The sequence below is a fragment of the Nocardia terpenica genome (genome assembly GCF_013186535.1).
Lineage (GTDB): Bacteria > Actinomycetota > Actinomycetes > Mycobacteriales > Mycobacteriaceae > Nocardia > Nocardia terpenica.
The window spans coordinates 1,169,051-1,191,580 of record NZ_JABMCZ010000002.1; the positions used below are offsets into that span (position 1 = coordinate 1,169,051).

Genomic DNA, 22,530 nt, shown 5'->3' on the forward strand with positions numbered 1-22,530 from the left:
ATCTGGGAAAGGACCGCACGGTGAACCCGGAATTGCTGGTGTATGTGGGGGCACTGCTGATGTTCGCGGGCTTGATCGGGCTGGTTCCCGTCCTGACCGACCTGGGGTGCCCGCGAACACCAGCTCGTGGACCAGTGGTGGATTGGCCGGGCATGCTCCACCACCAAGCCGCCGAACTCAGCCAGCCGCCCACCCAACCGCTGCCGGTGCACGGGCGGGCGTTCACGGGCCCGGTTGCAGCCCTCCAGCACCGCCTGCACCGCAGCGGCGATCAGCTGCCGCCGCAACCCCAGCGCGAGCCCCAGCCGCCGGATATCGGTCATCCGCATCAGCGGTAATCCCCATGACTACGCCCGCCGCAGCCGATTACCCCGCCGACGACGTTCATCTGCGGGTGCGGCTGGGCGAGGCGGTCTTCGACTACCGGGCACACGCGATCGCCGCCTGGCACTTCATCAACGATTGGAGCAGATTCCATTGCGAGCCAATAGAAATCATCGACGACACCGAACAAGGCATGCAGGGACTGGATCGCCTCCCGTGCGAAATATTGTTCCTCGAACCCTAGCAACCGGTGAATGACCACCCTCGGCCCGAACCGGTCGATGTGCCGCAGGGCCCGATCCGGCCCGAGCACGCGACCAACGGATGAGAGCTGCGCGGCGCACCCGCCGAATATTGGCTGACCCGCCAGCACCACATCTACACCCTCGAGATCCGGGCCACCACCACACGCACATGCGCCCTGCGAGTGCATCACGGCGAAGTCTTGGTGCGAGAAGCCTCGGCCAGCAGTGTCGAATACGCGAAAGAGCTTGCCCAGCAATGGATCCACGAACACTGAAACACCAACCTAAAGAGAGTACCGTGAACGACTCCGACACCGCGATGCCGCCGACCGTGCGCAAACAACTGGACACGATGGCAATCGGACATGACGACGATTTGCTACTGATGGCCGTCGCTACGCCTGGCTCGCACAAACCACGAGAACAAGGCGCAGAGCGTGCGATCGCGGCCTTCCCGACAGCGTACGTAGCCGTAATCGACGCCCCGCACACGCTGCCGCTGGCAATCGGCTTCATCAACAGCGCACTACCAGGATGGCCGAACAACGAAGACAGCGTCCGGTGCCATGCACACGCACTCGGCTACGACCTCGCCCGCCTCCTCGTGTACTCCACCTCCACCGTCGACGACCCGATCACACGACTACTCAACACCGCACGCGACTACGACGCTGCGGCCATCATCACCCCCGCCCTCGAACACATCGGCGGCGATCCAGCACCGATCCGCGCGGTGTGCGATCTCGAAACCATCTACCCGGCAACAACATACGCACACACCTGAACATCATCCGAAACATGCATCGAATCCATCACCTGTCTCGGTCCCCTCTGTGCCGAGTTGGTGTGTCACCCGAGTACCGCTGACAGCCCCTACCGTGGTCAGCCGACGTCCGGGCCGGAATCGCTTGCTGCTGCGGCTGCGAATGCTGGGTGTGCGCGGATCACGACCGTGGTTGTGCTGGTGATCGGTCGGCATCGGACGAACGTTCTGGCTCGGAGGTACGCGAACGCTGCGAGGAGCAGGCCGCACGGAAGCCACCCGGGGAAGAGCACGAAGACCAAGGGAACCTGGATCTGTCTTCCCAGGCCCACCTGCATTCCGGCCAGGAGCACGATCAGTACCAGTATCCCCGTGAGCACGAGGGTGTGGCCGATCAATCGGAACACCTTGGCGGATCGGATGCATCGGCCGCAGATCGGCCAGTCACCGTGGAGGTCGGCCGTGACCTCCAAGTGAACGGTCTTGAAGGAGAACAGCCTCCGCGGCAGCCATCGGAGGAAGAAGCCGGGTGAGTCCTGCTCGGGGCCGTGAGGTGCTCGGCGGAATCGGATGATTCCTGGGCGATGTTCGATCGCGGGGAGCCCATGTCCGGTACACAAGTCGGGCAGGGGCCGCGCAAGCTCGAGCGATAGGTAGTCATGTGCCGACAAGGGGCTCGTTCGCGTGTGCAGTTCCAGCTCGGTCATCGGTTCCTCGCTGATTCGCACCGGGATCGGCACGTCTTGTCGTTTCACCGGCTACACCAGCCATCCTCGCTCGCGGCGGTCACGGAAGTATTCGTCGTCGGCTTCCACCACCTCGTCGGGAAGCGGCAACGGTCGCAGCGACGAGGCACCGGGCTCGGTAGGCGACAACGGATCTGCCCGCTCCGGTCGTCGTGGCGGGGGCGCTTGTGGGGGCGCAGAGCTGGGCGGCTGCTCAATACCGGTCCGAGGTTCGGGTTGTTGATTACGAAGTCGCTCCAGCTCGGCCTGTCCCTGCTCCGCCAGCCTGTTTCGCTCCTCTTCAGACATTGAGGCGGCCTTGTCGAAGATCGGTTTCGGTACTTGGTCGAGGATCTGAGCGAATGCGTCCGACATTCCGAATTCCCGCATACTGGCCCGACCGGCAAGGACATCGCCGAGTCGTTTACGCAGGTCCGGGTTGGCGGTGACGGACTGGAGCGCTTCTAGCGACTTGCGGAGCTGTCGCGAGACGCCGATGTCGCCGTGTGCCACATCGAAAATGAACTCCGGTGGTTGCGGCATCGGCGGTCACGCTCCCGGGAAGTGGTAGGCGGCGTTCGGCAGCGGGGGCAGCTTGTCGGCGGATGTATGGCTGGACAGCCCTTGCAGAAGCGAGACGATTCCGGTGATCGTCTTATAGGTCAGGGTGACCTTCTTCATCATTTCGCCGATGCGCTCGACCATCATCACCACGTAGGCCGCTGATACTGCGGCTTGAGCCGCAGCGGCGGGCACGCCAACCAGCGTGGAGGCCAGGACGGCTTCGGCCGCCGCGCTGGCCAGCCACAGGATGGCGAGGTCGACGAGATCCTGGAGCAGATCGCCGAGCACCCGCGCCAGGTTCATCATGGAGTTGGCGATGTTCGTCAGCTCACGCCCGATTTCTTTCAGTGGGGCGGTCTGGAAGTCGACTTTGCCGGCCAGGTCCTGGAAGTAGCTGTGCGCGCTGTTGGCGGCGTGCCCATGCCAGGACTGCTGAACCGTGTTCTGCCAGCCGGTCTGCACCGCAGCCGCGAAATCGGAGTTGAAACTGCTGAGGTTCTCTGCGGCGCCTGCGGCCTTCCGCACGGCTTCCCAGTCGCCTGCCACTTGCTCAGATGCCCATCCGAACACGTCGAAACCGGTGAGGTTCTTGATGGTCTGCGAGATGTAGTAGGCGGGGGAAACGAAATTTCCGCCGAAGAAATACGGTATGGCTTCGGGCAGCGGATCGTCGGCCTGCGGTTCTTTGAGAGCGGTCGCGGGCTGTGTCATCGTGAGCCTTCCGACGACGCGCCGTCCAGGCGTGCGGCCGACGCGTTGTCGGTGGCCCGGTATGACCGCGCGGCTGACGTTAGGCTGTCGGCTGAATCGCCGGAAATCTTCGCGAGGTGATCGTAGTTCCCGTCCAGATTCTCGCGAATCTGATCGACCATCCCCTTGGCGAATACGTATATTCTGGCTTCTCCCGCACTCAGCTCGAACCACTTCGAAGCGTACTTCTTCGCGGCATCAGCCTGGTCGGCGAGATCACGCAGCGAGTGTCCGAACTTATCGAGGTCGTCCGGATTCACACTGAAATCGTCGGTCATTATGTTCCCTTGATGCTATTGCCCTCGAATTACGGTGGCTAGAAGGTATCGGCTGCGTCTGCGCCTACCGTGGGCCGCTGTCGGGTGTGTTCCGGGGTCCGAATCGTTCGCTCATCTCGCGGTGCAATGTCCGGCGCAGGACATTGATCTCCTCGGCCTCGACGCGCGCGTGATCGTGGGCGCCTTGCATGTAGGCGATCGAACCGAGCGTTACCTGCTCGACCGGGTCACCGTCCGGGCCGAGCCGAGCCAGCCGCGCGGCGAGCATCGCTGCCGCCCCGGCCATATCGAGCCCACCAGGCCGAGTCACCGGGAGCGCGTTCCACCAGATCCCGGTCAGGCCGGCGGCTAATTGTGCCGACAGATCAGCGACTTCTCCCCACAGATCAGCCATCTGCTCGGCGTTGCGGTCCAACGCCAGCGCGGCGGCGTACTCGCCGTCCGTCCCGGGTTGGGCTGCCGGTCCACACTGCTCACCAACTGGTTCCGCAGTCACGGGTGTGTCGTCGTCCACGTCATCCCCCTGCTGTCCTGCCTGCACCATCCGATCCTCACGGTAACCCAGCCGCCCCTGTTGCGGTGGCGGTGTTCCGGATGGAACCACGGCCTGATGCCGTGCGTCCTACTCTGATGGAGACATAGCGGCCGAGGCAGGGGAGAAATTTGTCGACGCGATCAACAGCCGCATCGCACGGAGCGCGCGCGCTTCCCGTGGTGCTGGCCGGCCTCACGGTACTGATGACAGCGTGCTCTTCCGGCCATGGCGGCACAACTACCAGTCAGAGCGCCGCGTCAGCCACACCTAGCGGGCTCAGCGAACCGCTGTGGAATCCCTGCGAGCAACTGTCCGACGATGCGCTGCGAGCCACCAAGGCCGATCCCGCATCGAAGAAAGTCGCGATCGATTCCGGACAGGCCGTCGATGCGTTCACAAAGGTGTGTGAATGGCGTTCTGTCGAAGGACCATACGGGGTAGGCGTCGGCTCCATGCGGGCAACGCAAGCACAGGCTCGGTCGAACACCAGCTGGGTCGGCTTCCGCGATGTCACGATCGGTCCGCGGCAGGGCCTGATCTACCAGGACAAGACCGATGCCGAAGGCGACAAGTTGAGCTGCTACGTCAACGTGCCCTATGCGCAAGGCTCGATCGAAGTCTCTGTCGACTGGTCCTACGGCGAGCGGGCGACGGCACCGCAATTACCGCCCTGCGATCTGGCCGTGAGGCATGCGACAGAACTGGAGCCGTACTTCCCGAAGTGACCGCGTCCCACGCACGTTCGACAAGCATTCGGGAGCACCGCGATACTGCGTAGAAATCATAAGGAGGCCGCGATGGCGGAGCCGCAGGGGGATTCGGGCAAACCACCACAGTTCACGGATCAGCTGGCGTACTGGCGAAGCCTGAAGCAGCAGGCCGAAGGCGGTACCTTCCGCCTCGATCCTGATCTCGCTCAGGCACTACGCAACAGGGCCGAGACGATGCGGAAGCACTTGGAGGAGGACCTTCTCATCACTGCCCGCAAACTCGCCCACCTGGATGGATTCGGCACGCTGCCCTCGTCCCTGGCGTTGAAGCAAGCGTTCGAGCAGAAAGCTGACGGAGCACCCGATTCGGCGGTGAACCAGTACAAAGCCGCGATCGACATCGTCACTACGATGCGCGACACCTACGACACGGTTATCCAGAAGCTCCTCGCGCAGGACCATGCCAGCGCCGTAGCGATCGGCAAGACGACCGAGGGGGCGTAATGGGATGGTTTGGGCTCCACAGTCCGAAAGATCTGGCGGAGTGGGCCGCCAATCTCGTTCAGCTGGGGACTGGGCACGCAGGACAGGCGAAAGCGGAGCGGCAGGATCAGGATCGGCGCGATCGGGAGGACGAGGCGGCCCGGCAGTGGGATCCGGCGCGTGCTGGCGCCAATGCCGGGTTCGATGCGTTGAAGGCCGAGCACGGCGGCGGGTTCGACCCCGCGGTGCTGGTCGGCGACAAACGGGAGCCGTTTCCGGCGTGGGCGCATCAGAAGATCTGGAACGCGCTCAACGATGCGGCCAGTCCGGTCGCAGCAGCGAAGATCAATGACGCCGCGCAAGGATGGCGGGATCTCGGCTACAAGACAAAGCAATTCGCCGACGAGTTCTCCAACGGTGTCGCGCAGGACGTGGAACAGATGATGCAGGGCCGATCCGCGGGAGCGTTCATCGACGCGACACGCACGTTCTGCAGCGACGTGGGCAAGCTCTCGGTCGCGCAGCAGCTTGTCGCCCGGGGCATGGCTTTGCACGGCGACTATCTGGGGCAGGCCAAGGATTCGGTTCCGCAGCCGGAGAAATCGGGCGGCTTCACCGATATGGTGATCGACCATCTGCCGTTCCAGGGTTACTTCAAAGGGTCGCAGTACCGCGCCGAGGAGGCGGAGAAGGACGCGCAGCGGGTGATGACCGACGTCTACCAAGCCAACGTGGTACGCGACGTCGACCCGACTCGGCCGGTACTGCCCACCCCGAGCAACCCGGTGAACGGGCCCGGCGTACCCGACCCTGGCACTTCCTTCGGCGGACAGCAACAGGACGGGCGTGGTGGTGGGACAACACCGGCCGGAACTGGTGGGCAACCACCTGGAGCGGCAGGCACCGGTTCCGGCAGCGGTGATGGGTCCGGGCTGGGAGCCGAGGGCGCGAAAGAGAATTCGCCCGGCTCCGACACGAATCAGGATCCAGCGAGCACGAACCCATCGAGCACCACTACTCCGGCCGGTATGGCCTCCAGCGACCCGTCGGCTGGGAACACGCGGCAGGGCATACCGGGGCTCGGTAGCCCGACCGGACAGCCGTCGACGGTCGGCTCCGGAGGGCTGTCCGGCGTGGGCGGCCTGCCAGGGTTCGGGGACGGGCGCGGAGCCGGTGGCGGGTCGGGTTCGGGTACCGGTGGGCGCGCAGGTACCCCTGGACGCAGCGTGCCGGGGGCGAAGATTTCTGGCGAGCCGACCGCGGCCAGGGCGGCGGCCAGGCTTGGCCAGCCTGGTGCACCCGGCTCTCCGGGTGGAGTTCCTCCTGGGGCTCGCGGAAAAGGCGATGAGGAGCGCGAAGTCAAGAAGAAGGACTATCTGGTCTACGACCGCGGCTCGGAGTTACTGGGTGAGCTGCCGCCCGCGTTGCCGCCGGGCGGGGTGATCGGCGAGTAGCGCACGATGAGCGAAAAACGTTGGCGCATGAGTGGATTGACCTTCACTCTCGCGCTGGAAGCGTTCGGCCGTGACCGCCTGCCGTATCCACTGCGGTATCTACCCGAGACGTTCGAAGCACTAGACGATTACGACCGCGCCCGCACCGAGGCCACGCAGCAGCTCGCGAACGCAGTCGACGAGCGGCTGTTCCAGACGGTCTCGATCCTGCTGAACCCGCAGGCACGGGTAGAGATTCACGGTTTCTACGGCCATGACCGCGGCGCCGTGGTGCGTGTGCATGCTGGACTCGCCGGCCGCGCCGCAGCCCTCGCTGTCCAAATGCCGGGCCCTACACCGGAATACGGCGGCGATGTCATTCTGCTCGCTTGTGCATCGAAGGATCTACCTACGCATCTGACGGCGAACCTGCCCAAATGCCCGCCCGGAACACAACCGTCGATCAGCGGGCACCGCAGTGATCTGGACAGGACTGAATACGCGCGGCACCCGATCCAGTTGTCGCACACCGAGAAACTACATCGCATCGTTCGCCGCCCGCGGTCGAGCGTTGGCGAGATCACGGTCTACCCGGGTAGCGCGGTCGATGCACGCCCTACTACCGACGGTCGCGGTTTCCACTGGCTAGACTATCAGCCTGTCGACGGTCGCTACCTGCTGCTGCATCAAGGCAATAACGAATTCACTTTGGTACCCGGCACTGACGACTCGATCACCCGTCAGCTACACGATCTGCTCCTCAGTACACGTAACGCCGTCACTCGTCACCGGTGACGTGGGCGTTTGATCGCAGGGCGTGATGATGCTACGGCCGCGTCTCGCCGGAGGAGGGGCCACGTTTCGGGTGCCGCGGCACAGGGGCAGGTGAGAATGTGACGTGTTGCCATGGGCCGTCGCCTTCCGAACCTCGGACGTACACGTCTTCCGAGAGTCGGAAGTACATGATTCGAATGCTCCCGTCGCCGGGGTCGCACAGGTGCACCTGCGCGGCCTCGTCATCGTCCTCCTCAAGGCGGGGGGCGGAGGTGTTCCACATGTCGTCGAATTCGCGGGCCTGCCGCAGCGGCTCGATGAATGCCTTGACTTGACTGTCGGGGACAAAACCCTCGAGTAGCTCCCGGCAGTCCCGGACCAGTCCATGACTGTAGCGGTACCATTCAACGGGGTTCGCGTAAACGATCTTGGCCCATCGGCTCAGCAAGTGCCATTGAACGACACTGACGCCTTTCCGCAGGCCGGGGAAGCTGTGAGTGAGTGCGGCATTGGCGGCAATGATCCGGCTGGTGCCCGGATGGTAGTAGCACGACGGATACGGATAACTGTGCACCACACTGAGTTCGCGGTATGTCGGCTCTATGGCGGTGACACCGTCCAGTTTCACACGGAGCACAGCGGGATCGATCAAACCCAGAAGCCGCCTCTTGGTAGTGGCCGACAAGTCGAGCACCAGAGCGATTTTCGCAATCACCTCCTTTCCCGCTCGCCTTTTGCCGGTCTCGATCTGGGTGATCAGCGATTTCGACAGTCCTGCTTGCTGTGCCAGTTCGTCCTGGGTCAGCTTTCTCTCTTTCCGATAACGCTGCAGGATCGCCCCCACCGGCATGTAGTGATCACGTTCAGTCCGTAGCTGTGGATTGTCCCTCTTCCCGGCCACGTCTTCACCCCTCTGTCCGATACGCCCTTGGCCTTGGTCGCCGACAGCGTCAACCATCCCCTCGCTGCGCTGCGAGCGCGGGGCCCCGACAGATCCAGCTCTCTCCAGAGCGCGTGTTTCCGTTCACAGCCCCGGTGTGAGCGTGATCCTATCTGCGTCGGCGCGCTATCGCTACGCATATCACCCTGCGCGACAACCCCTTCCCGGTCCCGGACCGGTGGCTGTCCAGAGCGCACCGATGTGCGCAGTGCCGGTTGTCGGTGCGGGACAACGAAGACCGCTGACTTGCGGGCGTGTCAGCTCGTGGCCGGCGCCGCGGCGTCGCACGTGTCAGACAGAGATCGCCGGGATCAACGACGAATCGTGATCGGCATCCCCCCGAACCGATTTCCACCCGTTCGAGACTCGGCGATCGACCTCCTCAGTCGGTAGTGGCTTGCCGGATGAGTTTGTGGAGTTCAGGTTCGGGGATGTGCGTGCGGGCGATCTCGGCGAGGGCGGTGAGATGCGTGTGGGCGAGGAGCAGGGGTCGGGGGGACTCGGTGAGGGCGGCGAGTTGGTCGAGGGGAATCCAGTGGCCGTGCTCGACAACGCTCTGGGTGGTGTGGGGGTCGCCGTACTGGTAGGCGGTGTCGAGGACGGCGCGGACCGCGCCCTGGATGCGGGTTTCGAGATCGCGGCGGGTTCGGTCGGGGGCATCGGGGGCATCGAGATGGGTGAGGGCGTGGCCGAGGTCGCGGCCGGCCTGCTCGTAGTGCATGGCCCTGACGAGCAGGTGGATGGTGAGGGCGGCGAAGGTTTGATCGACAGTGGTAGGGGCACCGGGGAAATCGGGGACGCGGGTTTCGTACCAGGCGGCGGGGTCGGGGACCGGGAGGTCGGGGGTGGGCACGGTCTTCTGCAGGGTGGACAGTTGATCGGCAATCGAGCGCAGGGTGGCCGCTGCCGCGTCGGCGGTGGTGCGGCCGTCTTGCCAGACGCGCCTGATGGCGACGGTTTCGTCCGGGTGGTCGTCGAGTAGTGGGGTGTCGTCGACTGGCTGGTGGGCGGGATCGTTGGTCATGAGGGCGTTCTCCTGTCGGGTTGGGTGATTATCGGGCGCGGTGGGTGAGGCCGAGGGTGTCGAGATCCTGCTGGTCAGACCCGGATCGGCAGCGAGCCGGGCTAGGTGTCTGGTCGGATTCGCCGCCCGTCCGGTCATCGGGGAGCTGCCCGCACTGCGTCTGTGGGCGTGAAGCTTGTTGCTTCGGCACATCAGCCGCTAGCTCCGGATCCGGACCGGAAGTGTCGCTGGGCCACGCAGCACATTGTTGTCCGAATAGGTGGGGCTGCCCATCGCCTCCACACAGCCGCGGGCCAGCAGTATGGTCAATGCGATGGTGGTCTGAAGCCGCGCCAGCGGGGCCCCGAGGCAGTAGTGCGGTCCCGCACCGAAAGACAGGTGATGCGCGGCGGGTCGCTGGAGATCGAAGGTGTCGGGATCGGGAAAGACCTCCGGGTCGCGATTGGCCGCCGCTACCAGGGCGATGACCAGATCACCCTCAGCGATCGGATGCCCGGCGAACGTGGTGGACGTCAGTGCGAGGCGGGGCACAAACTGGACCGAGGGATGCATTCGGAGGGTCTCTTCCACCACGGCGTCGACCAGGCTCGGTCGATCCCGCAGTGCCGCATACAGATTCGGCCGTCGGATCAGTTCCACGATCGCATTGCCGATCAGATTGACAGTGGTCTCGTGTCCGGCGAGGAGCAACAGTTCACATGTGGCGACGAACTCGTCCGGGCGGAGAGTATCACCGGACATGCCTCCGTCCGCGGCGACGAGGCGACTGATGAGATCCGGGCCGGGGCGGCGGGATCGCTGCTCGCGCAACGCCAGAAAGTACTCGGTGAACGAGCGATGTGCCCTGTCCCGCCGGTCTAGGACCCCCGGCGGAAGGTGAATGTCGAGGTCAGGGTCGAATGCCTGGGCCAGGTCGTGGGACCAGCCCGGAAACTTGGAACGGTCCTCGTCGGGTATCCCGAGCAGCTCGCAGATGACGGTCACCGGAAGCGGGCGGGCGAATCCGCTGACCAGATCCACTTCTTCCGCGGTGACGGCGGCGTCGAGCAATTCTCCGACGATGTGTTCGATCCGCGGTCTGAGGCCCTCGATTGTCCGCGGCGTGAATGCGGCGGCCACCAGGCGCCGCAATCGCGTGTGTTCCGGTGGGTTCAGAAACAGGAACGATCGGGTGGGTTCGCGTTCGGAGCGGCCAGCTGGGCTATGGCCGAATGCGGAGTGACGGAGCAGCTGCGCGCAATCGGGATAGCGCAAGAATAAGTGTGCGCCCGCCTCATCGTGCAGGCTGCGTCCGCGCCTCCCCAGTTCACGATACCGACTGTAGGGATCGAGCCGGATCGCCGGATCGAACAGCCCCCACAACTTCATGAAACGACCCTACCGCCGAGAGTCATCGACCGAACCCCGATTCTTCCCGAAGCCTTCGTCTTCTCCTGTGCCACAGCGAGTGTCGATGCATGTTGGGTCGATATCGAGACCGGTTGTGGCCGTGTGGATGTCGTGGTGCGACAGCGCGCACACGGTGTCATCGCGGAAGTTCTCATCAACTACTCCTTGAGGGGGGATTGGCTGACGAATCAGTGCCTGAGCAACCTGCGCCCGAGGCCCAGACATCGGCTGAAGAACAATCGTGTCGCGGAATCTTCATGGTTACTGTCGCAGCAGATACGTCATACGTCACGGGTTTCTCGGCGACCGCCACAGTGCCGCGATCCCGATAGCGGTTTGGGTAACGCCAGGCTGGTTCGGTTCTGCCCGGCGGCGATGAAGAAGGTTCGGATTTGTGGTCACAGACCAGCACCTTCTGATGCCGGTCCCACGCGGGGTCGGATCCTGCAGACTTCCACCCCCGATCGCCTCTACTGGACTCCGTCTGGGGTAGATAGGAATGCCCTCTGCCCGTATCGAGGTAGCAGTCTTCGCGAAATAGCCATTGCTGTCAATCGCGGGTGACACATCTAGTGTAATTCTGACCGGATTCCGGCCGACTGCGAAACAGCGGAGCCGTTACAGGCGGCCGTAGCATCGCCGCGCCCACCTCTCGGCATCGACAGGAGCGGGGCCACGGGAAGCTGACGTCAGGGGGAGACTGCCCAAAGCCCTTCATGGTTCGCGCGGTTGCACAGTCTGTGACATTTCGTGTCCATTTCATTGATCGGGTGACACAGTCTGTGTGATTTTTCGAGGAATTGGATCGACTCGGCAGCGAAAGGGTCCACGATTGCACCGAACGATTGACAGCCTTCGCATCCATCAGGCGCTTGGGGAGGAGAGTCACTTGAACGCACGACAAGCGAGGTTCCCCGTTACGGAAAGATCCACGGGGCAGATGCAGAGCACCACTTCGGAGCGATGCACCGATCTTCGACCATGGAGTGGAGAGACCGGCGCATCGCACCGAAATGCTGCCAACAGCACAGCGATCAAAACGCCATCACAATCAGCCGAAATAGATTCAGATACTAAATGTCACGCACCAGCTGTCATTTCCGTCGTAGGGGGAACACGACAATCGAAACATTTCCGGCAGCTATGAGCAGGATGGTTTACCACCGGGTCAGCCTGCTCGACGTCGTCGCCGCTTACGGGTCAGAAGCAGTAGTTGCACGCATCGCAGCGCTCCGTGCCGGTGGGCGTCGTCACGCGGCGAAGGCTATCGAGCGAGAGCTGGATCAACTTGATCTCTTGGATTCGCGGTTCGGCCCTTACCGGACATCGGCTCCGGTTTTCGATCGCGTGGTGTCCAGGTCGAGGCGCAGTGTGCACCCGGAAGGAGGTTCTAAATGATGTTGTCATCAAGCGGCCACGGTAGCCGTCCGCTGGAAGAGGGTGTTGTTGGGGAGCATCGCCCAGACCACATTGTGGCATCGTCGAGCGAATTCGATGGCAGCTTGGCGCCACGCGATGAAGGAGTAGTGCGTACTCGCCGGTTCGCAGCTTATGCAAACCGTACCCGCGAGACCTCCAGCGAACCCAGCAACAAAGCCGCATCAGCTATACCGAGAACGGAGCGAATAAAACTACTGAAGCAATTGCGGAAAGACCCATCACTTCGCTTCACCGAGGACGGTCGCAAATTACTACGCACGCTCGAGAGCGCTCTTTGCAGTAACGTTGACTGGGATGGGATCATCGCTCACGCCCCAAAGCATTGCATTCCCAATATCGCCGAGCTTGCCCGTCAATATTCACAAGACTGGAAACGAATAGCTGACCTACTAGCTCAGCGCGCGAATGCTGAGCCTTCAGCACGATAAGATTCGTTACTTATACGAATCCACGATTACCTCCGCGAGCGAGATTTTAGGCTGTGCCGCATACTGTACTGGAGCGCCCGCGGAGCCACTGAATGCTGGCGTCCGTCAGCGATGAGCAATTCGAAATACCGAGGGGATATTTCGAGAATCTCAACCTGATGCTACGTAACTGAGTAGACCTCGCTGCCGCCCTGCTTTAAGGGCAAAGCAATAGATAGTCAAAGGAAACATCTCGGGGAGGAGTTGGTCTTCCGATGGTGCACGAAATCCGAAAAACTGTCCACGATATAGAGGATGAAGAGCGGTCGCGTCCGCTTCCGCGTATTACTAACACGATGTACGAAAGGCGAAGCCTCGGCCGAGCGATAAATCTCTCCGATGCTCACTGCCGTCAACCTCTCACGGCGTCACAATTAGATATTATTGAGCGGCTACCAGAGTTCTTCGAAGATGCTCAGCGGCAATCACAGTTCGACCTCGAAGAGGTTTTCCTCAACTCCTTCTTCAGCCTTGCCGGTGAGCCGATCCTGCCGGATCCCAGCCGTTACATGATTTCTTACTCGGCCTCTTGTGCAATAACGATGGTCGCTAGTTATTGCGCGCGCACCAGTAAACGAGTTGCCCTGGTAGAGCCTGCATTCGACAATATTCCTTCTATTCTGCGTCGGGAAAATGTCGAGCTCGTCCCGCTGCCAGAGCATGACTACGCTGCAGAGCGGCTGCCCGGGACCATAGCTCGACTGAATCCCGCGGTGATTTGGCTCGTGTCTCCGAATAACCCTACCGGCCGCACGCTATCGGAAAGGGAATTTATATCGCTAGTACAATACTGCGTCATCAGTGGTTGCATCCTGGTCCTCGATGCGTCGTTCCGATTCTTCTCCCCAACATTGGCGAACTGGTCGCAGTACGAGATATTAGAAGACTCAAAGATCTCGTATATTGTGCTTGAGGATACAGGAAAGACTTGGTCAACCAATGAGATAAAGGTAGGGCTGACAGTGTGTAGCCCCGATTTATTCCTCGACATGTTCCGTCTACATGATGATCTTCTACAGAGCGTCTCACCTTTTCATTTGAGAGTCTTGACAGAGTTCATTGAGGACAGTAGGACGCATGGGATACAACACACCGTTCTGCCATTTGTGCAGCAAAATCGAACTACCCTGCGATCCATCTTGGCAGGTCCCTACTTCGGGTTCGCAACCGAACCCGATGCTCCCGTATCCGTAGAGTGGTTGCATATCCGAGGGAGATTCGACTGCGAGACCTTTGTCCAGGCAGCGATTCGCGACGGTGTGCACACCCTCCCGGGAACGAACTTCTTCTGGAACCAACCAGATAGGGGCCGCATGTTTATACGGATACCGTTGGCTCGTGACCCCGAATTGCTATTGGAAGGCGCCGCACTTTTGCGAGAGACCGCTACTCGCCTCGACTCTACTGAGGATTATGTTCATGCGGAAGAGTCTCTATAGCTGAATTTATACAGATCCGACAATCTCGACATGAACCATTGTCGTTACGATTGCTGACAGTTGCAAAATGCTCCCACTTCTGCCTTCGAGAGAGCTTTGCTTGAAATTACAGAAAATGCTCGAATCAAGCGAGGCCGGCCGAACGACTGTCCCGAATACACATCGTGTCGAGAATTTCGATCCCAGCTTCGGCAACTGATTGCAGCCTTAGACGCGGATGGACGCAACCAAGAATGAACAACTACGGATCATCGATAATTAGCCTGATCGATGTAGGAAGTTATCTCCCGGAGAATGTAATCTCTGCAGAATATTTTGCACAGTATGCTAACCCTCAAGCGTTTACCTCAAATTCTTTGTTCAAGGCTCCGAGACTCCGGCACTATATCGCGGCAGATGAATCACCCGCAGACATGGCCGAGCAAGCGGTCGCCCCGATTATTGCCCGTCACGGCAGGGGGATACTAAGTGAGATCGATATTCTAATAATGCATACCGCGTTACCGGAGACTCCTTTCGTCGGGAACGGTGGTGATGTCGCTGCCCGCCTGGGTATTTCCCCAGAGTGGTTGATCGACCTACATAATGGCGGCTGCGCTGCGTTCGTGTACGCGATGAAACTGGCTGGCCAGCTGCTGGTCAGCACCGAGGCACGAACAGCGCTGATCGTCACTGTGACGAATGTGGCCGGTCAGGTTTATGCCCAGGAGCAGGTACGTAGCAAACCGCAGGCCGTGGGCCCCGGTGACGGTGCTGGCGCCGGTCTTCTCGTGAAGTGCGCACAGTCTCCGATTCTTGGGATCGAAGCCCGTCACCGCCCTGAATTCGCCGGAGAGATGGCCGTTGTTGCCGATCCACCGCGTAAATATTGGGAGGCCGGTTCTGGGCAAGTGCATCTCGCCTATCCTGAATCGATGGTAGAGGAGGTGCTCGCGCGTGGTAATCGAATGTTGCCCGAAGCAGCTAATGCTGTCTGTGATCGTATCGGGATCCCACCGCAGGAGTTAGATTTCCTAGTGACCAGCCAGCCGAACCGCCTGTATATGAAGAACTGGCGCGAAGCACTCTTGTTGCCTCCGGAGCGCCATCTGGATAGCTATGACGAATGCGGAAATCTGTTCGCGGCAAGCATTCCTGTCACCTTCGACCGTGCTGTCGCCGACGGTCGGGTCGCCGCAGGATCAATCGTCATGTTCGCCGGATTCGCCCACTACGGCGATTTGACCGCAGCCGCGGCCGTGCGCTGGGGTGGTCGCTAATCTGATGAGGGGTCCGGAAGTTCATGAGCAAGGGAGTGCGTAATGAGCCCGTATCGCGTCTTGTTCACCGGCGGGATGTTGACCCGTGCGGATGTTGAATGGATGCGGGAGAACAATCTCGATGTCGAGGTTTGTGGAAATAGTCTGTCCGAATCCGAGTTGATCCACGCACTGAGCGATAAGGATGCTTATATCCTCGGGGGCGTAGAGCGAGCATCAGCTTCTGCCTTGTCGGCGGCTCGCAATTTGAAAGTAGTCGCATTCCTGGGTGTCGGCTATCATGCGTTCGTCGACACTGATGCGGCGACCAATGCCGGGATTGCGGTCACCAATGCCCCTGGCGCCAATGCGCAGGCCGTAGCGGAGTTCACCATCGCCCTCATGTTGGATGCGTGGCGCAGGGTCACGTTTCTGGTGCGCGAGACGAAGGCTGGCCGATGGCACGAAGTCAAAGGGCGCAATATAGGCGGAAAGACTCTCGGTATCGTTGGGATGGGCACTATTGGCTCCATGGTAGCTCGCATGGCAGCTAACGGTCTCGGTATGCGAGTGATCTATACGAGCCGACACGCTAAGCCTAGCCTGGAGAAAGAAATAGCTGCTCGCCGGACAACGCTATCGGAGCTGGTTGCGCAATCCGACGTCATCAGTCTTCATGCGGCCTATAGTCCGGACACAGATCGGATTCTTGGCGAAAGAGAGTTCTCCAATCTCAGACAGGGTGCGATTCTAATCAATACCTCGGAGGCGGAGTTGGTAGATGCGCATGCTCTGCGGGAAGCATTGGCCGAAGGTCGTATTGCGGCTGCCGCGATGGATGGTTACTACATTGAGCCTGCTCCCTCGAGCGAAGCTGATCCCCATCAGCTGCTTGAGCTGGATGACGACCGCCTGCTTATTACTCCGCATACCGCGAATGCCACCGAAGAATCGCTCCGAGCAATGCTTGTTGCCAATGTCGAATCTATCAGCAATATACTCGATACGGGATACGACACTCGAATCGTAAATCCAGATTTTCGCAAGTATGCAAGCTGGCTCCCGGACGCTCGATAACCCGAGATGCTGGCCACGCAGAAGCGACTCTTCAATTAAGGTGGCCGACGTACCAGAAAGGGCGATAATGAAATTGGTGGATGGCTCGGTGCCGGTGTATCGATGCGCGGTTTTTGCAGACTTGATGCAGATTTCTGCCATCGAGTCCGACGCCTTCGAGGAACCATATACGTACACGATGTTGCGACAGCTTCACGACTTTCATGGAGAGGACTGGCTGGTCGCGGAGTTGAATGGCTCCATCGTTGGGTACGTGCTTACCATCAAGGCGTCCGGTCGCGCTCTAATACTTTCCGGCGCAGTCTCCAAAGAGTTCCGAAATCGTGGATACTATAGCGAGCTGGTAAACCGCACTCTACAGCGAAATCGAGGGCACGGTGTTCAGACGTTTGTTACTGCACGACCGGACAACATCTGGGCGGCCAACTCTTACAAGCGAGCTGGGTTCTCATTCGTGGAACGCGACGATCGATACTTTGGCCCTGGAGAAGTCAGGGATGTATTCGAGGACCGCTCACTGATTTAACCTCTGCGCTGAATATATCGGACAAGAAGAGCTACGAAGATCTCACGTTTGGCGAAGCATCGCACATTGCACGCGGGGAGTGGCGAGATTAGTGTTGCAGCCTTCTAGGCCGAATTGAGCGAGTTAGGCATCCGGACTCGGTTGAATGCTCCTCGTTTTGAGCCGAGAGCACGCCGGACCTGATTGCGGCCAGTCCATTCGGTAACTCATCAAGAGGGGGCGGGCGGAGAGTGACGATCGGAAACAATCTGCGCGGCGGCTGCGAGTTCAGGAGTCGCGAATGGACTCTCAGCGTTGTGTGCGTCGCGACTTTCATGCTTGTCCTAGACATGACAGTCGTGCTTGTCGCGCTGCCGCGGATTCGCGAAGATTTGCACGCCGATCTCTCTGGGGTGCAATGGGTAGTCGATTCCTACACGCTAGTGTTGGCGACACTACTGCTCACCTCGGGAACGCTGGGAGATCGGCTCGGCCGCCGCAGGGTATTCATCACGGGCATGGCGGTGTTTACCGGAGGTTCGTTGGCTTGCGGGCTCGCTACGACGATCGAGATCTTGGTCGCGTGTCGAGTGCTGCAGGGCGTCGGCGCTGTGATGTTGTTCGGTGTGGGGCTTCCGCTCATTGCCAGCCAGTATCCTGCCGGTCGTACCCGGAACAGGGCGTTAGCCCTCTTCGGCGCCGCCGCCGGGGTTGCGGATGCCCTGGGACCGCTCGTCGGGGGTCTGCTCATCGAAGAGTTCGGATGGCGTTCCATCTTTTTTGCTAACGTCCCCATCGGGGTAACTGCCATCGCGGTGGCTGTGTGGAGAATAGAAAGTACAGATAGTCGGGTGCCTGGCCGGTTGGATTGGCTCGGTACCGCCACGGTGACAATCGGATTCTTCCTCGGCGTGTATACCCTCATTCGAGGAAGTCGTGAGGGATGGGCAACTCCAGCGATTGCCTCGTCCGCTGTATCTAGTACCGCTCTGCTGGTGGGGTTCGTCATCATCGAACGGCGGCGAGAATGTCCGATGTTGGACCTATCGCTGTTCGTCAGCACAATGTTCTCCGTCAACGCCTGCGTTGCTTTCATAGTGCAAGGTGCACTATTGGCCACACTGACCTACCTGTCGATATTCATCCAGAACACGCTGGGCTATGGTCCGATCGCTGCGGGAATGAAGGTGCTACCACTGAGTATCACCACGGTAGTGGTCGCCTCTGGGGCTGGATGGTTACTCAATCGCATTTCGGCACGGATACTGATCGCTGCCAGTGCAGGCTTTTCATGCCTGGGTCTATTGGCAATGGCGCACCTGGATGCCTCGTCGCCGTGGACAGTGCTGGTCCCCGGTCTCGTCCTTGCCGCAGTCGGCTTAGGTCTGACATCAACGGTAAGCAATGAGGTTGCACTGTCGATCGTGCCTTTTGAACGAAGTGGTATGGCTACCGGCGCGCTCAATTCGATCAAGCAGGCTGGCGTTGCTGCCGGCATAGCGGCGTTCGGGGCACTGTTTGGCGCCCGGACCACCAACGTCACCGCTGACCGACTGCGGCACGATGGACAGTTCGATCCCGCGACTGTTCACATAATCGCCACCGATGCCGGTGATGGTGCTGGCCTCCATGCCGCCGCTCACAGCCCACCAAACACGAGTCTGCTCGCCGACCACGCGATACGGGCCGGCACCGCCAGTGGCTTGAACGCGTTACTGGTTGCGGCAGCCGTAGCTGCAGCTGCCGCAACCATCTTGGGGTACGTCTTCACGCGGCGCCCCACGTGACCTCCTCGAGCACTGACTGTGCCCTCAGCAGCGGGTATCGGCTACTGGCCGCATCGAGTCCGCGTGTCGGAGCCGTCAACGGGGTCGAGGCGTCGTCGTAGGCGTCAGCGGTCGCAGGTAGCGGACTTGGTCCACCGTCCGATCGGCGTTTGTCGTGTTGCACGCTATGCGTGAACAGGGCCGCGGTCTTATCGCCCCGGGTGAGACCCGGCGATATGCTCAAGTTGGTGTGACCACAAGGGATTCCGGGTGATCGAGGCTACCCCGCGATCGTGCAAGGAGGGCCGACAGGATGATGTCCGGTCAGCACAGCAGCTCGTGCGGGCGATGCGTGGCCCGGGACGTCGATACTGCCGGTGGGTCCAAGTACGACGCCGCGCTTGCCGTCCACCAGCATTGTGGCGTCTCCTTACTGCGGGCGCACCGGATCGCCTACGGGTACACCCTCGTGGAAGCCACCGATGCGCTGAGAGAGATCCTGCGATCTCGTGGACTCCAGTATCAGGGACTCGCCTACCAGAGGCTGTCGAAGTGGGAGAGCGGTCAGGACGTGCCGACTCCGCGCTACCTGGATGCATTATGTGCCCTGTATCGAACCAGACCCGATCGACTTGGCTTCGGACATGACTATTCGAATCCCGAGCCGAGTTCGACGCCTGCATCCGAGCCAGCCCTCGGCGGGGGCACATTCCTGAACTCAACGGTGGCGAGCGTTGTTTCCGCATCGTCACCGTTGTCGATGACTGAACTACTGGTGGCACAGGACAGCATTCCCGACCGGGGGAGGACAGCGGTGGCGTACGTCGACCTTCTCGAGGAGGTCGCTGATCAAGCAGGGTATCTGCTGTATACAGCTTCGCCTACCACGTTCATACCATCGAGGATGGTCGACCTTGCGCGCATCAAGGCGTGTCTGTTGTCCGTCCCGACAGCCGACATTCAACATCGCCTGCACAAGCTGTACGCCAAAACCGCTGGATTCATTGCCATTCGCATCATCGACGTGGCGAGCCTGGACGACGCCGTGTGGTGGTCAGGCGTGGCGCGCCGCGCGGCGCGCCGCGCAGGCGACGCGAACGCGGAAGCATGGATCGCCGGGCATCTCTGCAATGCCTACGCCTGGCACAACCGTTCTCTCAAGTCCAGCCTCAAAGCTGCTCGTGTCGCCCAAACGGTCGGCCGTGGTCGTCCGAACGCCACGGCTGTGTACGGACACCTTGCCGAGGCGGCTGTGCAAGCCAGGATGGGCCGACACCGAGAGACCATGGATGCCGTCCGCAACGCTGACCGAATGTTCGCTGCGCTTCCAGGAACCGAGACGACAGCTGACGGCTGCCACATCACCGAGTACTTTCTGCGGTGGCACCAATCCAATGCGCTGACCGCGGTCGGTGTGAAGGCAGAGGCGAATGCGCTTCGGAGACGCGCCCTCGAGCTTCCATTCAGCCAAAAAGACAAGGTCGGACAAGCATTGCTGCGGTTGGATGAGGCTGCCTCGACGATAGACGACGGGGACACGGACTCGGGTCGCCAGATGGTCGGGACAGTAATAGACCGCCTGCCGTCGGAATATCGAATCGGCCTGATCTCGCGACGGGCCAGCGAAATCCTCACGGGTGCCGTTGCCGGAACCGGTAGTCGCGGCAATCGAGATCACAGCTGACCGGGATCCGATGCACCTGCTGGAAATGGCCCGCACGATTGGACCGAAACCTGCGACGGTATGTCGGGCTGATGGTGAGGCGCTCTGCCCCTACCTAACATACGAATACAGCCCCGGCCCGCGCTCGGGTTCACGCGGCCGGGGCTGGTAGTCGTCACAGGGTCAGGTCAGAGTGCGCAGGGCGGTGTGGATCTCGACGATCTCGGCGACCAGGACGTCGAGGCGGGTGAGCAGGTCCGCGCGCCGCTGATGCACACTCACCCCCGCCACCCCGGCCGCCGGATCACCCCCGGCCGGGCCCGTGATCGGGATCGGGTGCTGTGCGATCGCCAATTCGTGTGCCGGACCGGTATTCCCGCCATCGTGGTGGGGGTAGATCTCCTGGGTCAGGCGGGCGACGTCGTAGCGGTCGTCGATACCGAACCGCCACATGCCGGTTTCGGGGATCCAGGTGCCGCCGAGTTCGTCGGCGCGGTCGTGGAACACCGGATCATACGGTGCGTCGACGGTGAGATGGTCGTCGTACACGCGGATGGATAAACTGGTCATCGCGGAGGTCCCTTCTCCGTGTTCGGGCCTCAGCCGGTGTTGTCCGCACCGGCTGGGGCCGTTGATATTTCGGGCAACCACGACGTTAGAGGCACACCCCGTCATCATCAACTCGCGCCAGCGAAACACCTTCCGCCCCAACGAATTTCGCTGGAAATGACTCTGCGGACGGGGTTCCGTTCCGGGCTGGCCGATGCCTATGGTCGGTGCGTACGGACACACCCCGATCACGAAATACGGAGGGCTGCAACAATGTTCGGCAAGGCTACGACGGTGGGCGCGGTACTGGATTGCTCGTACAAAACGAGTGATTCGGCCGAGTGGATCACTCAGATCGAGAACGTGCGCCTCCCGGTAGTGACCGACCCTCGTAAATGCGGCCACGGCACGACGGTGTGCCGGGATTGCGCCCCGACCTGGGCGATCGATTACCAGTTCACTGAGCCACTGCCCTGGGACAACCCGGACCGCACACCCGCATCGCGCGGTGGTGGCCGGTCGGCGCGACTGCTGCGGGCCACCGGATGGTGCGCGGCCGCGGTGGCCGCGCTCTACCTCGCCGGGCGACGAACCACGGCCACGACCGGACGGTAACCGGCAGGCCAGGCGCGGAGCCGCCGCAGTTGGTATCCGGTGGCGGTGTTCGCGTTCGACCCGCGCGAGTGGGTGGCGGCCGAACGCGTGGTGTTCGAGTAGCCGGACCCCGGCACCGCCGGGCCTGACACACGACGACGGCCCCGGCCCGCGTGCATGCGGGGCCGGGGCCGTTGTCGCCGAGCGGGCTACGAAGCGGGACCGGGCTGGGTGAGCCGGTAGCCGAGCAGGTCGAGGGCCTTCGCATGACAGCCGTGCACGTCCTCACCGGTCGCGGGGTCGGTGTGCAGGACGTGGCTGCCGGGCTGGCGGATCAGCGACAGTGTCGCACACGCCCCGGTTCCGGTGGCCGCGACCACGGCGACCTCGGCGTTCTGATGCGGTAGGCGGGGCTGCACCCACACGGTCACATACTCGTGGTCGGTGCCGTCGAGCCGCACCGGCGGGGACAGTTTGTAGCAGCGGGCAGGTCCGGCGTAACCACCGAGCTCATCGATATGCACCACAGCCTCAGCCACCAGAACGCCTCTCTCCTAGGATTTTACGTTGATGCGCCGGTGAATTACTCAGCCCGGCACCGGATACGTGAGCTGAAGCACGCCAGTTGTCACATAGGCGAGTCGGTTGCCACCGGGGCAGTTTCGCGGGCCTCAGCGGCGAGTTGTTTGCGCGCGCAGTGCCATCGCGATTACATCAGTTGAGCCCCAACAGATGACCTACGCCGTTGAACAGGGCATACACTCCTCCGATCACGATGAGCGGCGAGAGGATCGCGAGCCAGATGAGAGCGCCTTCCGGATTATTAACATCCATTTCCAGGTCCTCCAGTGAGCT

At 61.5% G+C, this 22,530-nt stretch carries 25 protein-coding genes; 14 read left to right on the forward strand and 11 right to left on the reverse strand.

What is annotated here, in order from left to right; all coding sequences use genetic code 11:
- Positions 1 to 20: 20 nt before the first annotated feature.
- The gene (locus HPY32_RS17065; RefSeq protein WP_156674018.1) at positions 21 to 338 is read left to right on the forward strand and encodes a hypothetical protein; all 318 of its coding nucleotides are present in this window, start codon (positions 21 to 23) and stop codon (positions 336 to 338) included.
- Here the strand turns inward: HPY32_RS17065 and HPY32_RS17070 are convergent.
- Positions 329 to 835, reverse strand: coding sequence for a hypothetical protein (locus tag HPY32_RS17070; protein ID WP_156674017.1), 507 nt, complete (start codon positions 833 to 835; stop codon positions 329 to 331). The two genes, HPY32_RS17065 and HPY32_RS17070, sit on opposite strands and share 10 nt — an antisense overlap.
- A gap of 32 nt (positions 836 to 867) precedes the next feature.
- Here HPY32_RS17070 and HPY32_RS17075 point away from each other — a divergent pair, with 32 nt between their 5' ends.
- Positions 868 to 1,353 (forward strand): hypothetical protein, encoded by a 486-nt coding sequence (locus tag HPY32_RS17075; RefSeq protein ID WP_067579943.1) that lies wholly within the window; start codon positions 868 to 870, stop codon positions 1,351 to 1,353.
- Positions 1,354 to 1,451: 98 nt separating this feature from the next.
- Here the strand turns inward: HPY32_RS17075 and HPY32_RS17080 are convergent, their stop codons facing one another.
- The 5 genes from HPY32_RS17080 to HPY32_RS17100 form a co-directional block, all read right to left on the reverse strand.
- Positions 1,452 to 2,039, reverse strand: coding sequence for a hypothetical protein (locus tag HPY32_RS17080; protein ID WP_156674016.1), 588 nt, complete (start codon positions 2,037 to 2,039; stop codon positions 1,452 to 1,454).
- A gap of 51 nt (positions 2,040 to 2,090) precedes the next feature.
- Positions 2,091 to 2,600, reverse strand: a complete 510-nt coding sequence (locus tag HPY32_RS17085) for a hypothetical protein (protein ID WP_156674015.1) — start codon at positions 2,598 to 2,600, stop codon at positions 2,091 to 2,093.
- A gap of 6 nt (positions 2,601 to 2,606) precedes the next feature.
- A complete protein-coding gene (locus tag HPY32_RS17090) occupies positions 2,607 to 3,332 on the reverse strand; it encodes a hypothetical protein (RefSeq protein ID WP_067579939.1) in 726 nt (241 codons plus the stop codon).
- A complete protein-coding gene (locus HPY32_RS17095; protein ID WP_067579937.1) occupies positions 3,329 to 3,649 on the reverse strand; it encodes a type VII secretion target in 321 nt (106 codons plus the stop codon). The genes HPY32_RS17090 and HPY32_RS17095 overlap by 4 nt, the downstream gene beginning before the upstream one ends.
- A 64-nt stretch (positions 3,650 to 3,713) precedes the next feature.
- A complete protein-coding gene (locus HPY32_RS17100) occupies positions 3,714 to 4,193 on the reverse strand; it encodes a hypothetical protein (RefSeq protein ID WP_067579935.1) in 480 nt (159 codons plus the stop codon).
- Between the two features lie 167 nt (positions 4,194 to 4,360).
- Between HPY32_RS17100 and HPY32_RS17105 the strand changes: the two genes are divergently transcribed.
- The 4 genes from HPY32_RS17105 (at position 4,361) to HPY32_RS17120 (ending at position 7,605) form a co-directional block, all read left to right on the forward strand.
- Complete coding sequence (locus HPY32_RS17105) at positions 4,361 to 4,909, forward strand: DUF3558 domain-containing protein (protein WP_067579934.1); 549 nt, start codon at positions 4,361 to 4,363, stop codon at positions 4,907 to 4,909.
- Between the two features lie 72 nt (positions 4,910 to 4,981).
- Positions 4,982 to 5,398 (forward strand): hypothetical protein, encoded by a 417-nt coding sequence (locus tag HPY32_RS17110; RefSeq protein WP_067579932.1) that lies wholly within the window; start codon positions 4,982 to 4,984, stop codon positions 5,396 to 5,398.
- Complete coding sequence (locus HPY32_RS17115; RefSeq protein ID WP_067579930.1) at positions 5,398 to 6,831, forward strand: hypothetical protein; 1,434 nt, start codon at positions 5,398 to 5,400, stop codon at positions 6,829 to 6,831. Before HPY32_RS17110 ends, HPY32_RS17115 begins: the two co-directional genes overlap by 1 nt.
- Before the next feature lie 6 nt (positions 6,832 to 6,837).
- Entirely contained in the window at positions 6,838 to 7,605 is a 768-nt protein-coding gene (locus HPY32_RS17120; RefSeq protein ID WP_067579928.1) for an ESX secretion-associated protein EspG, read from the forward strand.
- A 31-nt stretch (positions 7,606 to 7,636) separates the two neighbouring features.
- On the opposite strand, the gene HPY32_RS17125 is transcribed toward HPY32_RS17120, so the two are convergent.
- The 3 genes from HPY32_RS17125 to HPY32_RS17135 all read right to left on the reverse strand — a co-directional run bounded on the left by HPY32_RS17125 (position 7,637) and on the right by HPY32_RS17135 (position 10,916).
- Positions 7,637 to 8,434, reverse strand: a complete 798-nt coding sequence (locus HPY32_RS17125; RefSeq protein WP_067579926.1) for a helix-turn-helix domain-containing protein — start codon at positions 8,432 to 8,434, stop codon at positions 7,637 to 7,639.
- Between the two features lie 472 nt (positions 8,435 to 8,906).
- Positions 8,907 to 9,548, reverse strand: a complete 642-nt coding sequence (locus tag HPY32_RS17130) for a hypothetical protein (protein WP_067579924.1) — start codon at positions 9,546 to 9,548, stop codon at positions 8,907 to 8,909.
- Positions 9,549 to 9,746: 198 nt separating this feature from the next.
- Complete coding sequence (locus HPY32_RS17135; protein WP_067579922.1) at positions 9,747 to 10,916, reverse strand: cytochrome P450; 1,170 nt, start codon at positions 10,914 to 10,916, stop codon at positions 9,747 to 9,749.
- A gap of 1,418 nt (positions 10,917 to 12,334) precedes the next feature.
- On the opposite strand from HPY32_RS17135, the gene HPY32_RS46915 reads away from it, so the two are divergent.
- From HPY32_RS46915 to HPY32_RS17165, 7 genes are all read left to right on the forward strand, one after another.
- Complete coding sequence (locus HPY32_RS46915) at positions 12,335 to 12,805, forward strand: hypothetical protein (RefSeq protein WP_507236495.1); 471 nt, start codon at positions 12,335 to 12,337, stop codon at positions 12,803 to 12,805.
- 254 nt (positions 12,806 to 13,059) lie between these two features.
- Positions 13,060 to 14,283: a pyridoxal phosphate-dependent aminotransferase gene (locus HPY32_RS17140; RefSeq protein WP_082870724.1), complete on the forward strand. Its 1,224-nt coding sequence runs from the start codon at positions 13,060 to 13,062 to the stop codon at positions 14,281 to 14,283.
- Positions 14,284 to 14,516: 233 nt separating this feature from the next.
- Positions 14,517 to 15,542: a 3-oxoacyl-ACP synthase III family protein gene (locus HPY32_RS17145; RefSeq protein WP_067579920.1), complete on the forward strand. Its 1,026-nt coding sequence runs from the start codon at positions 14,517 to 14,519 to the stop codon at positions 15,540 to 15,542.
- Positions 15,543 to 15,584: 42 nt separating this feature from the next.
- Positions 15,585 to 16,598: a 2-hydroxyacid dehydrogenase gene (locus HPY32_RS17150; protein ID WP_082870723.1), complete on the forward strand. Its 1,014-nt coding sequence runs from the start codon at positions 15,585 to 15,587 to the stop codon at positions 16,596 to 16,598.
- 76 nt (positions 16,599 to 16,674) lie between these two features.
- Complete coding sequence (locus tag HPY32_RS17155; protein ID WP_171982901.1) at positions 16,675 to 17,124, forward strand: GNAT family N-acetyltransferase; 450 nt, start codon at positions 16,675 to 16,677, stop codon at positions 17,122 to 17,124.
- Between the two features lie 296 nt (positions 17,125 to 17,420).
- On the forward strand, positions 17,421 to 18,890 hold the full coding sequence (locus HPY32_RS17160) for an MFS transporter (RefSeq protein WP_269456489.1): 1,470 nt from the start codon (positions 17,421 to 17,423) through the stop codon (positions 18,888 to 18,890).
- Positions 18,891 to 19,182: 292 nt separating this feature from the next.
- Positions 19,183 to 20,553, forward strand: a complete 1,371-nt coding sequence (locus HPY32_RS17165; RefSeq protein WP_156674014.1) for a helix-turn-helix domain-containing protein — start codon at positions 19,183 to 19,185, stop codon at positions 20,551 to 20,553.
- 162 nt (positions 20,554 to 20,715) lie between these two features.
- On the opposite strand, the gene HPY32_RS17170 is transcribed toward HPY32_RS17165, so the two are convergent.
- Positions 20,716 to 21,102 (reverse strand): hypothetical protein, encoded by a 387-nt coding sequence (locus HPY32_RS17170; protein WP_067579912.1) that lies wholly within the window; start codon positions 21,100 to 21,102, stop codon positions 20,716 to 20,718.
- 252 nt (positions 21,103 to 21,354) lie between these two features.
- Between HPY32_RS17170 and HPY32_RS17175 the strand changes: the two genes are divergently transcribed.
- Positions 21,355 to 21,696 (forward strand): hypothetical protein, encoded by a 342-nt coding sequence (locus HPY32_RS17175; RefSeq protein WP_156674013.1) that lies wholly within the window; start codon positions 21,355 to 21,357, stop codon positions 21,694 to 21,696.
- A 188-nt stretch (positions 21,697 to 21,884) separates the two neighbouring features.
- Here the strand turns inward: HPY32_RS17175 and HPY32_RS17180 are convergent, their stop codons facing one another.
- Positions 21,885 to 22,214, reverse strand: a complete 330-nt coding sequence (locus HPY32_RS17180; protein ID WP_067579908.1) for a hypothetical protein — start codon at positions 22,212 to 22,214, stop codon at positions 21,885 to 21,887.
- Positions 22,215 to 22,530: the final 316 nt, after the last annotated feature.

Coding starts and splice junctions, on each gene's coding strand:
- HPY32_RS17100 (WP_067579935.1), bottom strand. CDS start 4,193: ATGGTGCAGGCAGGACAGCAGGGGGATGACGTGGACGACGACACACCC.
- HPY32_RS17085 (WP_156674015.1), bottom strand. CDS start 2,600: ATGCCGCAACCACCGGAGTTCATTTTCGATGTGGCACACGGCGACATC.
- HPY32_RS17165 (WP_156674014.1), top strand. CDS start 19,183: ATGATGTCCGGTCAGCACAGCAGCTCGTGCGGGCGATGCGTGGCCCGG.
- HPY32_RS46915 (WP_507236495.1), top strand. CDS start 12,335: ATGTTGTCATCAAGCGGCCACGGTAGCCGTCCGCTGGAAGAGGGTGTT.
- HPY32_RS17125 (WP_067579926.1), bottom strand. CDS start 8,434: ATGCCGGTGGGGGCGATCCTGCAGCGTTATCGGAAAGAGAGAAAGCTG.
- HPY32_RS17140 (WP_082870724.1), top strand. CDS start 13,060: ATGGTGCACGAAATCCGAAAAACTGTCCACGATATAGAGGATGAAGAG.
- HPY32_RS17110 (WP_067579932.1), top strand. CDS start 4,982: ATGGCGGAGCCGCAGGGGGATTCGGGCAAACCACCACAGTTCACGGAT.
- HPY32_RS17130 (WP_067579924.1), bottom strand. CDS start 9,548: ATGACCAACGATCCCGCCCACCAGCCAGTCGACGACACCCCACTACTC.
- HPY32_RS17090 (WP_067579939.1), bottom strand. CDS start 3,332: ATGACACAGCCCGCGACCGCTCTCAAAGAACCGCAGGCCGACGATCCG.
- HPY32_RS17115 (WP_067579930.1), top strand. CDS start 5,398: ATGGGATGGTTTGGGCTCCACAGTCCGAAAGATCTGGCGGAGTGGGCC.
- HPY32_RS17080 (WP_156674016.1), bottom strand. CDS start 2,039: ATGACCGAGCTGGAACTGCACACGCGAACGAGCCCCTTGTCGGCACAT.
- HPY32_RS17135 (WP_067579922.1), bottom strand. CDS start 10,916: ATGAAGTTGTGGGGGCTGTTCGATCCGGCGATCCGGCTCGATCCCTAC.
- HPY32_RS17145 (WP_067579920.1), top strand. CDS start 14,517: ATGAACAACTACGGATCATCGATAATTAGCCTGATCGATGTAGGAAGT.
- HPY32_RS17120 (WP_067579928.1), top strand. CDS start 6,838: ATGAGCGAAAAACGTTGGCGCATGAGTGGATTGACCTTCACTCTCGCG.
- HPY32_RS17175 (WP_156674013.1), top strand. CDS start 21,355: ATGTTCGGCAAGGCTACGACGGTGGGCGCGGTACTGGATTGCTCGTAC.
- HPY32_RS17095 (WP_067579937.1), bottom strand. CDS start 3,649: ATGACCGACGATTTCAGTGTGAATCCGGACGACCTCGATAAGTTCGGA.
- HPY32_RS17170 (WP_067579912.1), bottom strand. CDS start 21,102: ATGACCAGTTTATCCATCCGCGTGTACGACGACCATCTCACCGTCGAC.
- HPY32_RS17150 (WP_082870723.1), top strand. CDS start 15,585: ATGAGCCCGTATCGCGTCTTGTTCACCGGCGGGATGTTGACCCGTGCG.